Annotated in this window: 14 protein-coding genes; 1 reads left to right on the top strand and 13 read right to left on the bottom strand. The window is 53.4% G+C overall.

All coding sequences use genetic code 11. The features are described 5' to 3' along the window. Window positions 1–167: 167 nt before the first annotated feature. The 3 genes from mazG to rlmD form a co-directional block, all read right to left on the bottom strand. On the bottom strand, window positions 168–977 hold the full coding sequence (gene mazG, locus ABT58_RS19795) for a nucleoside triphosphate pyrophosphohydrolase (RefSeq protein WP_047876171.1): 810 nt from the start codon (window positions 975–977) through the stop codon (window positions 168–170). A 165-nt stretch (window positions 978–1,142) separates the two neighbouring features. Next, on the bottom strand, window positions 1,143–3,374 hold the full coding sequence (gene relA, locus ABT58_RS19800; RefSeq protein ID WP_047876172.1) for a GTP diphosphokinase: 2,232 nt from the start codon (window positions 3,372–3,374) through the stop codon (window positions 1,143–1,145). A gap of 62 nt (window positions 3,375–3,436) precedes the next feature. Next, window positions 3,437–4,753 carry a 23S rRNA (uracil(1939)-C(5))-methyltransferase RlmD gene (gene rlmD, locus ABT58_RS19805; protein WP_047876173.1) on the bottom strand — a complete coding sequence of 439 codons (1,317 nt, stop codon included), beginning with the start codon at window positions 4,751–4,753 and terminating at the stop codon, window positions 3,437–3,439. A gap of 155 nt (window positions 4,754–4,908) precedes the next feature. On the opposite strand from rlmD, the gene barA reads away from it, so the two are divergent. Further along, the gene (gene barA, locus ABT58_RS19810) at window positions 4,909–7,683 is read left to right on the top strand and encodes a two-component sensor histidine kinase BarA (RefSeq protein WP_047876174.1); all 2,775 of its coding nucleotides are present in this window, start codon (window positions 4,909–4,911) and stop codon (window positions 7,681–7,683) included. 115 nt (window positions 7,684–7,798) lie between these two features. Here barA and acpS read toward each other — a convergent pair whose 3' ends face one another. The 10 genes from acpS to ABT58_RS19860 form a co-directional block, all read right to left on the bottom strand. Continuing rightward, the gene (gene acpS, locus ABT58_RS19815) at window positions 7,799–8,179 is read right to left on the bottom strand and encodes a holo-ACP synthase (RefSeq protein ID WP_047876175.1); all 381 of its coding nucleotides are present in this window, start codon (window positions 8,177–8,179) and stop codon (window positions 7,799–7,801) included. A gap of 1 nt (window position 8,180) precedes the next feature. Then, a complete protein-coding gene (gene pdxJ, locus ABT58_RS19820; protein ID WP_047876176.1) occupies window positions 8,181–8,912 on the bottom strand; it encodes a pyridoxine 5'-phosphate synthase in 732 nt (243 codons plus the stop codon). Continuing rightward, on the bottom strand, window positions 8,909–9,619 hold the full coding sequence (gene recO / locus ABT58_RS19825; protein WP_047876177.1) for a DNA repair protein RecO: 711 nt from the start codon (window positions 9,617–9,619) through the stop codon (window positions 8,909–8,911). Before recO ends, pdxJ begins: the two co-directional genes overlap by 4 nt. 9 nt (window positions 9,620–9,628) lie before the next feature. Then, window positions 9,629–10,534, bottom strand: a complete 906-nt coding sequence (gene era / locus ABT58_RS19830; protein WP_047876178.1) for a GTPase Era — start codon at window positions 10,532–10,534, stop codon at window positions 9,629–9,631. After that, window positions 10,531–11,205, bottom strand: coding sequence for a ribonuclease III (gene rnc, locus ABT58_RS19835; protein ID WP_047876179.1), 675 nt, complete (start codon window positions 11,203–11,205; stop codon window positions 10,531–10,533). Before rnc ends, era begins: the two co-directional genes overlap by 4 nt. 11 nt (window positions 11,206–11,216) lie before the next feature. Further along, complete coding sequence (gene lepB, locus ABT58_RS19840) at window positions 11,217–12,116, bottom strand: signal peptidase I (protein WP_047876180.1); 900 nt, start codon at window positions 12,114–12,116, stop codon at window positions 11,217–11,219. A 176-nt stretch (window positions 12,117–12,292) separates the two neighbouring features. Beyond that, window positions 12,293–14,089 (bottom strand): translation elongation factor 4, encoded by a 1,797-nt coding sequence (gene lepA / locus ABT58_RS19845; RefSeq protein ID WP_047876181.1) that lies wholly within the window; start codon window positions 14,087–14,089, stop codon window positions 12,293–12,295. 79 nt (window positions 14,090–14,168) lie between these two features. Beyond that, on the bottom strand, window positions 14,169–14,666 hold the full coding sequence (locus tag ABT58_RS19850; RefSeq protein WP_047876182.1) for a SoxR reducing system RseC family protein: 498 nt from the start codon (window positions 14,664–14,666) through the stop codon (window positions 14,169–14,171). Then, complete coding sequence (rseB, locus tag ABT58_RS19855; RefSeq protein WP_047876183.1) at window positions 14,663–15,637, bottom strand: sigma-E factor regulatory protein RseB; 975 nt, start codon at window positions 15,635–15,637, stop codon at window positions 14,663–14,665. The genes ABT58_RS19850 and rseB overlap by 4 nt, the downstream gene beginning before the upstream one ends. Window positions 15,638–15,651: 14 nt before the next feature. Further along, the gene (locus ABT58_RS19860) at window positions 15,652–16,320 is read right to left on the bottom strand and encodes an RseA family anti-sigma factor (RefSeq protein WP_047876184.1); all 669 of its coding nucleotides are present in this window, start codon (window positions 16,318–16,320) and stop codon (window positions 15,652–15,654) included. Window positions 16,321–16,343 lie beyond the last annotated feature (23 nt).

The raw sequence follows: 16,343 nt of genomic DNA on the forward strand, positions 1-16,343 counted from the left end.
ATAAAAAGTATCTGGACGGGAAATTAGTATACCAGACACCCCTTATTGCCACAACGTGAAAACTATCACAGCAGTATTGGTTTTTTTTTGTCTCAAATCAATTCTGCTTATCGAGGCGACTATCAATAGTTTTATTAATAACCACCTCGGCGAAATCTCGATATACCCTAACCTTTTGACTCACCGCGCTTTACGGCATCCCAGATCCGGTCTAACTCCGCCAGCGAGCAGTCTTCAAGGCGCTTTCCTTGTTCTAGCACATTTTTTTCAACCAAGCGAAAACGGCGTTCAAATTTCTGGTTGGCCCGCTGTAAAGCCCGCTCCGGTTTCACTGCCACATGGCGACTAAAATTGGCCACGGCAAACAGTAAATCGCCCATTTCTTCTTCAATTCGGTCTTGTTGCGGTGATGCCTGGATGACTTCTTCCATCACCTCTTCAATCTCTTCGTGCACTTTATCGACCACCGGCCCAAGCGTATCCCAGTCAAAACCGTGCTTGGCACAACGCTTTTGGATTTTATCGGCACGGGTCAATGCCGGTAAGGCAAGGGGAATGTTTGCCAGCACGCTGGTGTCTTCGCCCTTCTCGGCGCGTTCTTTGGCTTTTTCCGCCTCCCAGTTGGCGTTGATTTCCGCCTCATTGGCAAATGCTTTGTCGCCAAAAACATGCGGATGACGGCGAGTCAGCTTTTCGTTGATCCCCTGTACCACATCATTGAAGTCAAACAAGCCCTGCTCTTTGCCTAACTGACTGTAGAAAATCACCTGAAACAGTAAATCCCCCAGCTCTTCACGCACATCGTCCCAGTTCTGCTGCTCAATGGCATCTGCCACTTCGTACGCTTCTTCCAGGGTGTGCGGCACAATGGTGGCAAAGGACTGTTTCAGATCCCACGGACAGCCTTTTTGCGGATCGCGCAAGGTCGCCATGATCTCAAGCAGTTGTTCAATCGGAGTCTGTGAGGCTTCACTCATCGTTCTTTTTCCTTCTTACTCGCGCTGCGAATGCGTTCTTTGGCAAAATAGCGGTAAAAAAAACGGGCAGCATCTGGGCTCCCCGCTTCTGGTTCTCGTTTCGAGTTTCGAGTTTCGAGTTTCGAGTTTCGAGACTCTAGGCTCTCGTCCCTCAATACACGCTGATCAGTGTAGACGTTTGGCTTCTGCGACGTCTTTGACCTGCTCAATGCGTTTAAGCACACGGCCCAGCACATCGAGATCGGTCAGCTCCAAATCAAAGTCCATGATCGACATCTGTTTCTTATAATCAACCCGGCTCTTCATGCCTGCCACTTTCACTTTCTCGTTGGCGAGGGTGTTGGTCAGCTCTTTCAGCAAGCCATTACGCTCGGAGGCGGTCACACGCACGGTGATGTTGTAGTTACCCACAAAGCCACCGCCCCACACCGTATCAATGATGCGCTGAGGTGCCACATGGCGCAGCTCTTCCAGCTGCTCACAGTCACTGCGGTGGACAGAAATGCCTCGGCCCTGCGTCACAAAGCCCTGAATATCATCGCCCGGGATCGGCTGACAACAACGCGCCAGATGGGTCATCAGGTTATCGACCCCTTCCACCACCACGGCATCGCGCTGTGGTTTCTTGGTCGATGTGGCTTTGCTGCTCGCTTCGGTCAGTTTCTCCAGCAGTTGCTGATCTTCTTCCTCGGCGGTCGGCTTGTTCACCAGCGCATTGATGTGGTTCAGCACCTGATTAATACGCAAGTCACCGCTGCCGACACCGGCATACAGCTCATCAGCCGAGTTAACGTTAAAACGCTTCAGCGCATAGGCTTCGGCATCTTTCAGTGTCGCGCCGATTTTGCTCAGCTCGTGCTCTAGGATTTCACGGCCCGCCGCAATGTTCTTGTCGCGATCCTGCTTACGGAACCACGCGTGTACCTTGGCGCGGGCACGGCTGGAGGTGACAAAGCCCAGGTTCGGGTTCAACCAGTCACGGGACGGGTTCGGCTCTTTCTGGGTGATGATTTCCACCTGATCACCCATCTGTAAGTGATAAGTGAACGGCACGATACGGCCTTCCACTTTGGCACCGATACAGCGGTGACCCACTTCTGAGTGAATGTGGTAAGCAAAATCCAGCGGCGTGGCGTTCAATGGCAAGTCCACCACGTCCCCTTTCGGGGTAAAGGCATAGACGCGATCATCAAATACCTGACTGCGCAGCTCATCAAGCATTTCACCTGAGTCTGACATCTCTTCCTGCCAGGCCAGCAGTTTACGCAGCCAGTTGATTTTCTCGTCATAGGACGATTTCGCGCCACCCGACGATGAACCGCTTTCTTTGTATTTCCAGTGTGCGGCGACACCCAGCTCCGACTCTTCATGCATCTGCTTGGTACGGATCTGGATCTCAATGGTTTTGCCTTCCGGCCCTAACACCACGGTGTGGATAGACTGATAACCGTTCGGTTTCGGGTTCGCGACGTAGTCATCGAACTCTTTCGGTAGGTGGCGGTATTTGGTGTGCACCACACCCAGCGCGGCGTAACAGTCCTGCAGAGCATCGGCGATGATGCGCACCGCACGCACGTCAAACAGCTCGTCAAACGCCAGGTTCTTCTTCTGCATCTTACGCCAGATGCTGTAGATGTGTTTAGGACGGCCTTGCACTTCAGCCTTGATGTTGGACGCCTTCATCGAGTCCGCGAGATCAGTGACAAAGTGCTCGATGTAGTGTTCGCGGTCGATACGACGCTCAGACAGTTGCTTGGCAATCTGCTTGTAGGTGTCAGGATGGCGGTAGCGGAAGGCGTAATCTTCGATTTCCCACTTCAGCTGACCGATACCCAGACGGTTCGCCAGCGGCGCGTAAATGTTGGCACACTCTTTGGCTGCTGCACGGCGCACCGCATCGGGCTCATCTTTCACTTCACGCAGGTTACAGATCCGCTCTGCCAGCTTGATCACCACGCAGCGGAAGTCATCCACCATCGACAACAGCATACGGCGGATGTTATCCACCTGCGCCGACTGCTCAGCCCCCTCTTTGGTGGCATTAAGCTGGCCAATGGCCGCCATCTGGCTCACGCCGGCCACCATCTGCGCGATGGTCTGGCCGTAATCTTCCTGCAGCTGCTCAGGCGCATACACGCCCGCTTCCACCAACGGGAAGAGCAAGGCCGCCACGAGGGTGTCCTTGTCCATACTCAAGGTCACTAGGATCTCGACCATTTCGCGGCCGCGCCATAGCAACAAGGGTGCCGTTGCTTCCTTTTCCGTTAAGTCGAGACATCGCTGGTAAGTCTGGGTCAGCCGGTTGGCGACCTTGCCGTCCTGCTTCAGACTATTAATCCAAGACGATAGCTCGAATGTCTCATTTTCCTTTAAATGCGCACCGCGAACTGCGACCATTTTTCTATCCTGTCTCTCTTGTGTAGATGAATCTAAGGCACGTTAACGCCGCAGAGGTTCCCCTAAGGCTTCACAAACAGTGCCATGGACTCCAAATGCCCGGTATGCGGGAACATGTCCATCATACCCAGCTTTTCCAACTGATAACCGTGTGCCAGTAACACCTGACTATCGCGCGCGAGCGTTGCCGGGTTACAAGACACATAAACCACCCGCTCAGGGTGTAATTTCACGACATGCTCCATCACGCCAGCCGCGCCCGCACGGGCAGGGTCGAGCAGGATTTTATTGAATTTCTCCTGCGCCCACGGCATGGCCGTCACATCGTCTTCCAGGTTCGCTTGGTAAAACGCCGCATTGTGTAATTGGTTATTAGCGGCATTCTCTGATGCACGATGCACCATCTCATCGATACCTTCAACACCTACCAGTGCATTTGCTTGTTTTGCCAGCGGCAGGCTGAAGTTCCCCAACCCACAGAACAGATCCAACACGCGATCCTGCGGCGTCACCGCCAGCCAGTCGATCGCCTGTGCCACCATCTGCTCGTTCACCGCACGGTTGACCTGAATGAAGTCCTTCGGTGAGAACGACAAGGTCAAACCATCCAGCATATAGTGTGGACGATCTTCGGTCAGGCTTTCTACCGTGTCAGCGGTCGGAGCAAGGTATAACATTACCTGATGTTGGTCAGCGAACTGCTTGAGCACCGTCATGTCTTGGTCAGAAAACGCCTGCAAGTGACGGATCAGTACCACACGGCCATTATCCGCTTCCACCAACTCCACATGGCCCAAATGCTTTTTGCCTTGCAGCAACAGTAACATTTCACGCAATGGCGACAGCAAGGCATTCAGTGACTGTGCCAGTACCGGACACTGCTCAACATTGACGATGTCTTTGCTTTGTTTCTTACGAAAGCCCATCACCAGGCCTTTACCCATTGGCATCAGACTAAAGCGCGCACAACGGCGGTAGCCCCATGGCTGGCTGACAATCGGTGCCACCTGCTCAATCTGGCCGGCTTTGGCAAACTTGCCCATCAGCTCACTTAGCGACTGCTGCTTGGCGGCGATTTGGCCGTCGTGCGACAAATGCTGCAAGTTACAGCCGCCACATTCAGCGTACAGCGGACACTGCGGCGCAATGCGCGCGTCGCTGCGGGTCAGGCATTTGATCAATTTGGCGCGGGCGTACTGTTTTTTCTCTTCCGTGAGCTGCACCACCACTTTTTCACCCGGCAAGCCGCCATCCACAAAGACCGGTTTGCGATCCAGATGACCAATGCCTGCGCCGAGGTGATCCAATCGGCTGAGGGTGATTTCTTTATGCTTAGTGTCGGTGACTTTTCGTTTCTGAGGCTTAAAAAAGCGTGCCATAGTTTTGGACTCACGGAGCGGTGACTACAAACTGAGTGATAATATCGACAGTTTGGGATTAGTAGATTGTCGAATAGCTCGTGTTTCATTAAGCTAACGACCACAGATGGGCGACAATTCTCCCACAGAATCGCATTCTTGTAATTAAGAGAACCATGACCAAATATGGACTTCGTGCCAGGGTCTTCACCCTGACATTAGCACCGACACTGATTATCGGCCTCCTTCTCAGCGCTTTTTTTACCATGAGCCGCTATCGCGATCTGGAACATCAGCTCATCTCTACCGGTGCCAGCATCATTGAGCCGCTGGCGATTTCGACCGAATACGGCATGGCGGATCAAAACCGGGAAGCGGTACGCCGCCTGATCAGTTACGCCCATCGCAAGCATTCACAAATAATTCGCAGTATCGCGGTGTTCAACACCCACAATGAACTGTTTGTGACCTCGAACTTCCACCGCAATTTCGAGGCGCTGATGTACCCGGACGATCAGCCCATTCCGTTGCTGCTGGAAACCCGGCTCAATAAGAACTCATTGATCTTGCGGGCCCCGATCCTCAAAGAAGGCCAGTTCAGCAATCCGTCCTTCCCCGGCTACCAGGCGCAAGCCTTGGGCTATATCGCGCTGGAATTGGATCTGAGCGCGCTGCGTTTGCAGCAATATCAGGAAGTATTCACCGCCCTGATGGTACTGCTGCTAGGCCTGACCCTGTCGTCATTGTTTGCTTATCGCCTGATGAAAGACGTGACCCGCCCGATTTCGCACATGGTCAGCGTGGTCGACCGGATCCGTCGCGGCCATTTGGACGTGCGTATCGAAGGCCACCTGCTGGGCGAGCTGGATACCCTGAAAAACGGCATCAATGCGATGGCGATTTCACTGTCCGAGTACCACATCGAAATGCAGCAGAGCATCGATCAGGCCACCTCGGATCTGCGTGAAACGCTGGAGCAGCTGGAAATTCAGAACGTGGAATTGGACATCGCCAAGAAGCGAGCGCAGGAAGCCGCGCGCGTGAAGTCGGAGTTCCTGGCCAACATGTCGCACGAACTGCGTACCCCGCTGAACGGTGTGATTGGCTTTACCCGCCAGATGCTCAAGACCCGCCTGAGCAGCAGCCAGCAGGACTACCTACAAACCATTGAAAAATCAGCCAACAACCTGCTGACCATCATCAATGACATCCTCGATTTCTCCAAACTGGAAGCCGGTAAACTGCTGCTGGAAAACATCCCGTTTGATTTCACCGACTCCCTCGATGAAGTGATGAAGCTGCTGGCACCGAGTGCGCACGAAAAAGGCCTCGAGCTGACCCTCAAGGTCGATAACCGCATTCCGACCGGCATGATTGGCGATCCGCTGCGTATTCAGCAGGTACTGACCAACCTGATCGGTAACGCCGTGAAATTTACCGAGCGCGGCAACATTGATGTCTCGGTCGAGCTAAAAACCGACCGCGATGAAAGCCTAGAACTGCAATTTATGGTGCGCGATACCGGGATCGGGATCTCCGAGCGCCAGCAAGCCCAGCTGTTCCAGGCCTTCAGTCAGGCCGATGCCAGCATCTCGCGCCGCTACGGTGGCACGGGCCTGGGCTTGGTGATCACGCAGAAACTGGTGTCGCAAATGGGCGGCGAGATCAGCCTGACCAGCCGTTTACACCAAGGCTCGACCTTCTGGTTCAGCCTGCAACTGCACAAGACTGATCTGCCGGTGTCGCAGCCGATCCACACCCACGGCTTGCAGAACAAGAAGCTGCTGTTGATCGAGCCAAACATGCAGGCCGCTTCGGTGTTGCAGCAGCGTATGATCCACGCCGGTTTGCAGGTCACCTACCGCTCTACTCTGCCGGAAGAAGCGGAGAAGCACGACTTCACCTTGCTGAACTTGTCACCGGGCGAACAGCCGCCATTGGGCGAGCTGCTTGATCGCGTGTTCAAAGCCGAACAACTCAGTGACAAGGTCATCGTCAGCCTGCCAACCACCGAGCTGGCACTGTCGGATCGCCTGCTGAGCGCCGGCGTTGCGGCCTGTCTGCCAAAACCGCTGGGCCACCGAAAACTGCTGGAAACCTTGAGCTCTGAGCCGGAACAGTTACTGGAACCCGAGCCACTCCCAGAGCCACGCATTGCGCCGGCGATCCAACCGCTGACCGTGATGGCGGTGGATGATAACCCGGCTAACCTTAAGCTGATCTCCGCCCTGTTGAGTGAGCGTGTCGAAACCGTGATCACCGCCACCGGCGGACGCAAAGCGGTGGAATACGCCCAGCAGAAGCAGTTCGATTTGATCTTCATGGACATTCAGATGCCGGAAATGGACGGGGTGACCGCGTGTCAGGCCATTCATGACACCCATTTGAACCACACTACGCCCGTGATTGCGGTGACCGCCCATGCCATGGCCGGTGAACGCGAACGCCTGATTGAAGCGGGGATGGACGACTACCTGACCAAGCCAATTGAAGAGCATATCCTGCAACAAATTCTGGCTAAATGGACCGATCCCAATAAATCGCTCTCACCGGCAATCGCCCTGTTGCCTAACGCCACCGAGTCACAGGCCAGCGAGTCGGTCGCGCAACAAAAAGCCGTGAGCTGGGATTGGGATCTGGCATTAAAGCAAGCAGCCGGTAAAGAAGACTTGGCCAAAGACATGCTGCAAATGCTGCTCGATTTCATGCCGGAAGTGGAGTTGCTGGTCAATGAAGCGCTGGATGGCAAAACCATTGATTTATGGCCGCCGATCCACAAACTGCACGGCAGCTGTGCCTACAGCGGTGTACCGCGCCTGAAGAGCCTCTGTCACACCATAGAGACAGAGCTGAAAGCCGGTGCCAGCACGGAAGACATCGAGCCGGAGCTGTTTGAGCTGATTGATGAAATGGAAAACGTGGTGAAAGCCTCAAAAGCCTATAAAAACTGATCGGCGCCTATCAACGGTAGCCATAAAAAAACGGCGAGCCACTGGGCTCGCCGTTTTTCTACATTTTCTCTGTGCATACCTGCACTTGCCCTGCACTTTACAGAGCTTTCTCAGATCAGGATTCGAGGATCACGGTCGCCACCGCGTATTTTTTCTCATCCGCGATGGTCAGATGCACATGATTCACGCCCATCTGTGCTGCCAGCTCTGCGGCCTTGCCAGACAGCTGCAACACCGGCTTGCCCAAATCATTATTGCTGACAGTAAAATCCTGAAAGCTCACGCCACAGGCAATACCCGTGCCCAAGGCTTTCGCCCCCGCTTCTTTGACCGCAAAGCGTTTGGCCAAATAGCGCTCTTTGAGCTTCAAGGAATGGAAAATCGCCAGCTCTGACGGGGACAACACCCGCTCCGCAAAGGCATCCCCACTGCGGGCATACACTTTGCTGACGCGTTCAATGTCGGCGATGTCTGTGCCTAATCCGAGAATAGCCATCTTAGCGACGCGCGCTCTGCATTTCAGCTTTCATGTCCGCCACCGCTTGGTGCAAGCCATCAAAGACCGCACGGCCAATGATCGAGTGACCAATGTTCAGCTCGTACAACTCCGGCAGTGCCGCAATCGGCTTCACGTTGTGGTATGTCAGGCCGTGGCCCGCGTTCACTTTGATGCCCTGATCGTGCGCGTAGCTGGCCGCTGCTGCGATTTTCTTCAGCTCCGCTTGCTGCTCTGCTTCGGTTTCAGCATCGGCGTAATGGCCGGTGTGCAGCTCAATAAACGGCGCACCACACGCCACAGCGGCATCAATCTGACCGCGATCGGCATCAATGAACAGCGACACTTTAATGCCTGCAGCTGTCAGGGTTTCGGTGGCCGCTTTCACTTTGTCCAGCTGACCCACCACATCCAAACCGCCTTCCGTGGTTAGCTCTTCACGCTTTTCCGGTACCAGACACACAAACTCCGGCTTGGTCGCCAGCGCGATTTGCACCATCTCGTCAGTCACCGCCATTTCCAGATTCATGCGGGTCTGGATGGTTTCACGCAAAATACGCACGTCGCGATCAGTGATGTGACGGCGGTCTTCACGCAAATGAATGGTGATCCCATCGGCACCGGCGCGCTCAGCAACTTCTGCGGCGTGCACAGGATCCGGATAACGGGTGCCACGCGCGTTACGCAGTGTAGCAACGTGATCAATATTAACGCCGAGTAAGATGTTGTTCATTTTCCGGTACTCCTTCCTCTAGGGATAAACAATTCCCTGCTTTTTAATGGTTTGCCGCCAAGATACGGCTTTAATGCCATCCGTGTAAAGCGCTTGGCTGCGCGCAACTGGTCGGGGGTCTCAAACCGTCGGGCATCAATGGCCTTGAGCTGCTCACCGGTAAAGGTCAGCTGCCCGATGGTCAGGGATGCGATAAAACCCCGTTGCTCACGGTAGTTATAGGTCATGGTGTCATCCACCGGCAGACCGCTGCCCGCACAGTGGAGAAAGTCGATACCGTAGCCCAAGTGGTACAGTAATGCGAGTTCAAAACGGCGCAATGCCGGCTCTGGGTTATCCGCTTGCGCCAGCTCTCGCAGCACATTCAGATAATCCAGAAACAGCACGGGATAAGGGGTGTTGGTTTCCAGTACCCGCGCCACCAGCTCATTGACGTACATGGCGGAATACAAGATATAACTACGCATCGGCAGACCAATACTGATCGGCTCAGCGTGTGTCAGCACGGGCATGGAGCCTTTGCCTGACCATTTCATGAAAAGGGGAGTAAAGGGCTGAAGCGCCCCTTTGAGATTGGAGCGCTTACGGCGCGCTCCTTTCGAGAGTAGCGTAATACGGCCTGAGTCCTCACTGAAGACGTCAAGGATCAGGCTCGTCTCACTGTAGGGACGAGCATGGAGGACAAAACAGCGCTGAAGCCCTTCCATGACCGTACCTTATAGATCGTCGATATAGCCTAGGCTACGCAGTGCGCGTTCATCGTCAGCCCAACCGGACTTCACTTTCACCCACAGCTCAAGGTAGACCTTACGTTCGAACAATTCTTCCATGTCCAAACGGGCTTCACGGCCGATCACTTTGATCTTCTCGCCCGCTTTACCGATCACCATTTTCTTCTGGCCTTTACGTTCAACCAGGATCAGACCGTTGATATCAAAACCATCGGTATCCGGGTTGTAGTCAAAGCGCTCGATTTCCACGGTCACCGAGTACGGCAGTTCATCACCGGTAAAACGCATCAGTTTTTCACGGATGATTTCAGAGGCCATGAAACGCTGAGAACGGTCAGTTACGTACTCTTCAGGGAAGTAAAACTGGCCTTCCGGCAAGTGCGCACGCACGATTTTTTCTACCGCTTCGATGTTTGTGCCGTGTTTGGCCGATACCGGCACCACGTCGACAAATTCCATCTTACGCGACAGTTCCTGCAGGTGCGGGAACAACTCGTGCTTGTCTTTCACGTTGTCGACTTTGTTGATCAACAACACGGTTGGCAAGCCGCTTTTCGCCAGCTTGTTCAACACCATTTCGTCATCTGCCGTCCACATGGTGCCGTCCACAAGGAACAGTACCAACTCAACGTCGGTCAGTGAGCTGCTTGCGGCACGGTTCATCAAACGGTTGATGGTGCGCTTTTCTTCAATGTGAAGCCCTGGGGTATCCACGTACACTGCCTGGTAACCGTCACGGGTATCAACACCCATAATACGGTGACGCGTGGTCTGCGGTTTACGGGAGGTGATCGACAACTTCTGGCCAACAAGGCGATTCAGAAGCGTTGATTTACCCACGTTCGGGCGGCCAACAATGGCAATAAAGCCACAATGTTGCTTATCTGTCATGATTCCAACTGCTTAAGTGCAAGTTCTGCTGCTGCCTGCTCTGCCTTGCGCCGACTGCCGCCTTTACCAATAACAGGCTGATCCAAGCCCGCCACTTCACACTGCACGGTAAACTCTTGGTTGTGCGCTTCACCATGTACCTTGGTCACAGTGTACGCAGGCAATGGCAGGCGACGTCCTTGCAGGCATTCCTGCAGACGAGTTTTCGGGTCTTTCTGGTTGATGCCCGGCTTGATGGTTTCCAGACGCGTCTGGTACCACTTCAGCACAATACCACGTACCACTTCGATATCGCTGTCGAGGTAGATTGCACCAATGATCGCTTCTACGCAGTCCGCCAGAATCGAGTCACGACGGAAACCGCCGCTCTTCAATTCGCCCGGGCCCAGTAGCAAGTGATCACCCAGATCAAATTCACGGCCCAATTCGGCCAGTGTCTTGCCGCGTACCAAGGTGGCACGCATACGGCTCATATCGCCTTCATCAACCGACGGAAAGCGATGATACAAATCATCGGCAATCACGAAGCTCAGAATCGAATCGCCCAGAAATTCCAGACGTTCGTTGTGTGTTCCGTTGGCACTACGGTGAGTCAGTGCCAGGGTCAACAAGCCTAAATCATTAAATTGGTACCCCAGCTTACGCTGAAGTCTATTTGCAGGAGTGGTCATTTTTTCCCGAATCAGTTTATGCCACCGATGCGACTGAATCGCACACCGGTAGGAATCCAAGATGGAAGTGCACTATCAGCACCTCGTTCAAACTCAAAGCTGATCCAGATCCCGACCGCTTTACCCACGAGGTTGGCCTTTGGCACAAATCCCCAGTAACGGCTGTCCGCACTGTTGTCACGGTTATCACCCATCACAAAGTACTGTCCTTCTGGTACCACCCACTCATTAATACCAGGTCGAGGCTGGTAAGCCAGCGTGTTATCACGCTTAAGCGGATGCACCAAAATTTGGTGCTCGTGCTCACCCAATTTTTCATTGAATTGCACAAGACGGGTCATGCCCTGGCTAAAGTCGCTATCAGTCATGTTAGTTAGCGGCACAGGTTTACACTCTGAAGAACCTTTTGATGCAATACACAGTTCTTTGTGTGCGCTGTAACGCACAGTGTCACCTGGCAAACCAACCACACGCTTGATGTAGTCAATATTTGGCTGAGGCGGGTATTTGAACACCACCACATCACCACGCTCTGGCTCACCGGTTTCCACCAACTGGTGACGGAAAACTGGATCTTTCAGACCGTAAGCAAATTTTTCAACCAAGATGAAATCACCAACCAACAGGGTTGGCATCATCGAACCGGATGGGATCTGGAACGGCTCATAAATAAATGAGCGAAATACCATAATCAGCGCGATCACCGGAAACATAGAGCTAGCAGATTCTACCCAGCTCGGTTGCGGTGCAACGGCTTGTAGGGTTTGAGCATCCACCTGATCGCCGGCATTGGCCGCCGCCGCTTGAATTTTCAATTGACGTTTCGGTGCCCAGATAAACTTATCTAAAGCCCAAATGATCCCCGTCACCAGCGTCGCCAGCACAAGAATTAGCGAAAAAGTATTTGCCATATTTGTCCCTACTTAATTAACTATCAGGCAAAACGGCCGGCAATGCCAAAACCGTTCGCTCGATATAACAATGCAGCAAGACCAGCCTGCTGCATTGCCATTATTATCAGTATCACGACCAATAAGGGTAACAACCCTCATCTTTTATTGTCCACTGATAACAATAGGTTGTGATATTACTTATCTTTGCCTACGTGCAGAATCGCCAAGAACGCTTCTTGAGGCAGCTCGACGTTACCGATCTGCTTCATACGTTTCTTACCTTCTTTCTGCTTCTGTAGCAGTTTCTTCTTACGGCTTACGTCACCACCGTAACACTTCGCGATAACGTTCTTACGAAGCTGTTTAACGGTAGAACGTGCGATGATGTGGTTACCAATCGCCGCCTGGATAGCAATATCAAACATCTGGCGAGGAATGAATTCTTTCATTTTCTCAACCAAATCACGACCACGGTACTGGGCGTTGTCTTTGTGCGTGATGATCGCCAGGGCGTCAACACGGTCACCGTTCAACAGAATGTCCACACGTACCATGTCTGATTCTTCGTAACGCTGGAAGTTGTAGTCCAGAGACGCGTAACCGCGAGACGTTGATTTCAGACGGTCGAAGAAGTCCAGTACCACTTCTGACATCGGAATGTCGTAAGTCAGTGCCACTTGGTTACCGTGGTAAACCATGTCTACCTGAACGCCGCGCTTCTCGATACATAGCGTGATCACGTTACCCAGGTACTCACTTGGTACCAGGATGTTACAACGTGCGATTGGCTCACCCATGATTTCGATGTCGTTCACAGCCGGCAGTTTTGACGGGCTATCAACGTAAATCATCTCACCATTGGTCTTCTTCACTTCGTACACTACGGTTGGTGCCGTTGTGATCAGATCCAAATCGTATTCACGCTCCAGACGCTCCTGGATGATTTCCATGTGCAACATGCCAAGGAAACCACAACGGAAACCAAAGCCTAGCGCAGCAGAGCTTTCTGGTTCGTAGAACAATGACGCATCGTTCAGGCTCAGCTTGCCCAGTGCATCACGGAAGTTCTCGTAATCGTCAGACGATACTGGGAACAGACCGGCGTATACCTGAGGCTTCACTTTCTTAAAGCCCGGAAGCGGTTTTTCGCAGCCGTTCTTAGACAGTGTCAGGGTATCACCCACTGGTGCGCCCAAGATGTCTTTGATACCACATACAACCCAGCCCACTTCACCGGTACGTAGTACGGTTTTGTCGACTTGTTTTGGTGTGAAGATACCCAGACGGTCTACACCCCAAGTCTGGCCGGTGCTCATCACTTTGATCTTGTCGTTCTTGTGCAGTTCGCCGTTTTTAATACGAACCAAAGAGACAACGCCCAAGTAGTTATCAAACCATGAGTCGATGATCAGAGCTTGTAGCGGCGCTTCCGGATCACCTTCTGGTGCAGGAATCGCAGAGACGATGTTTTCCAACACGTCATCCACACCAAGACCGGTCTTAGCTGAACAGCGCGTCGCTTCCATCGCATCGATGCCGACGATTTCTTCAATTTCTTCTGCTACACGATCAGGATCGGCGGCGGGTAGGTCGATTTTGTTCAAAATCGGCACCACTTCCAGGTCCATTTCAATGGCGGTGTAACAGTTAGCAAGGGTTTGTGCTTCAACACCCTGGCCCGCATCTACCACTAGCAACGCCCCTTCACAAGCGGCCAGTGAACGCGAAACTTCGTACGAGAAGTCTACGTGTCCAGGGGTATCGATAAAGTTTAGCTGGTAAGTTTCACCGTCTTTGGCTGTGTAGTCGAGCGTCACGCTCTGAGCCTTGATGGTGATACCGCGTTCGCGCTCAAGATCCATGGAATCAAGAACCTGCGCTGCCATTTCACGATCGGAAAGGCCGCCACAGACTTGAATTAGACGGTCGGATAAGGTCGACTTACCATGGTCGATATGTGCAATAATCGAAAAGTTACGAATGTGCTTCATGAATAGGCGTGACTAACTCGTGATAAATAAATGAATGGGATCTACAGATCAAGTTGACGGATTCTACCGAATTTCCCCGCTACTCGCTATCTTTCGATGCGGCATTTATTGCCAACCCTGCCGAAACAGGCTGACCTAAGACGCGGATCAGGTGCGGTTGATAGGCAGAATCGCCTTCTAATCGCGCTGCATAGTATTTCGCAATCCCCACGCCAAGCGCAGCGCAACCCAATGCGGTGAGGATCACTCCCAGCTCGCTTCCCCCTGCTAGGCTAACAAACCACCACTGACCCAGGGCGGCGCCTACCACTAAGCATAGCAAAGGCAGTACATAGACTAATAACGCGGAATGGATCATGCTCCGCTCAGACAGGCCAATCTCCACCACATCGCCGACATGGACGGACTGCGTGGTGTGAATGGTGAGCTGATGCTGACGGCCAGGCAACGCCTTACTGACGATGCCGCTGCCGCAGCTGTGTTGTGAAGCGCAGCTGCCGCAACTGGTTTGTTGCTGGCAGCTCACCTCTATTTTGCCAGGGTGGCAAGCAACCACCGTGGCCAGAGAGTGCATCATTGTGGCTTGCTCCCGGTCGCCGGAAACTGTACCGACTCGGCAACACGGCGTGCCGTCGCAGGCGGAATATCCCCGACCACGGTCACTTCTTTGCCTTTGAGCAAGTAGCTGTGCAAGGTACGACGCCCTTGACGCACAAGCTGCTCACGCACGGTGTAGTTATCGGCTGCCGACACATAAATCGAGAAACTGAACAGGCCGTCGCTATACATTTTGCTTTCAACCGGGCGCTCGGTCATCATCAAGCGATGACGATTGCGGGACACCGAATGGAAGCCTTGCGGCAGCCAGTTCACCGTCCAGTCGAGATCGGCTTGCGGTTTAGGTGGCAATTGCACCACCGCCGGCAACTCAACGTTTTCTAAACTCTTCAGTACGTCACCCACTTTCGGGTTGATCACGTACGACACGGCACGGTATTGCTCCAGCGGCTCGCCGTCACGGTCGAGCAAATCGGCCCGCATCACCAGCTTGCTGCGGGTATCAATCCACAACAGGTAGGAATAGCGCGCGCCGTCTTTCGGAGCAATACGAACCACATCACACGGCACGCCCGCTTCACGCGCACGCCCCATGGCAATGAAATCATAATAACCGGCCAGCTCGCTGATGTCGGTTTTCATGATTGGCGGCAACGGGGCCACCATCTTGTTACTGTCAATCGTGAACGGATCTAACCCCGGCTCAAAGTAACTCACTTCGTTACCGCGTTGGATCACTTCACGTGGCGGGCCACTGAGGTACACCAAATGGGCATAGGTCTCACCGTTTTCCAGCGCATGACGATAGCGCAACGGCTCTATGCTGTTTTTCTTGATTAGGATGTACGACAACTCATAACTGAGCGCACGACTGGCCTCATCCATTTGATGCAACAAAGCCTCTGCGGATGGCTTGACGTCTTCCGCAGAGGCTTGCAGTGGCATCGCAAGGCTGACCAGTGCCATCACACCGACCAGAATCTTATTCATTTACCCGCCATCAATTAATTCGCTTCCAACATCGAACGGTCAATCGAACCGTCTTCGGCGTTCAAGCGCAATTGTAATTCATAGTCTTGCAGCATGGCGTTAATACGGCGACGTTGTTCCATCACTTGTGCTTCGGTCGGGCCTGCATGACGGTGATTGGCTTGCACCGAATCACGTGTCAGGCTGACAGGCTCTGCCGTACCCGCAAAAGGAATGGTTTCCAGTACCGGTAATTGCTCACCGCTGGCGATATCCGCCATACCCGGCTCGTTACCGTTGTACTGCTGCACACCGACAATCACCGCCAGTGACACACTGGCCGCAACCGCCACCTGCCCCAGCTGGGTTAACCAGCTCGGCAGCGTCCATTTCGCCTGCTTCGGTGTCGGCTGTGACTCCATCGGCTCGGTACGGGCTTCACGTACGTCTGCCAACTGTACAACCGGTGCCACCTCTTGTGGTGCCATCCCCGTATGGGCCGGCTCATTGTCCAGCGCCAGTGCTACCTTGGCCGCAATGTCCCATTCCTTTGTTTGCGGTGCTTCCCCGCGCATCACATCCCCGATTAAAGAGAAGCTCTGCCAGGTTTCTTGACTGTTTTCATCGACAGTCAATGCATTCACAATGCTCTGATCCAGCTCTTCGCCATCTAACAATGCCGAGATTCTTTCTTTATCAGCCATCTTTTTTCACCGTTTGGCCCAAC

Source organism: Photobacterium aphoticum (assembly GCF_001029435.1).
In the GTDB taxonomy this organism is placed as follows: Bacteria; Pseudomonadota; Gammaproteobacteria; order Enterobacterales; family Vibrionaceae; genus Photobacterium; species Photobacterium aphoticum.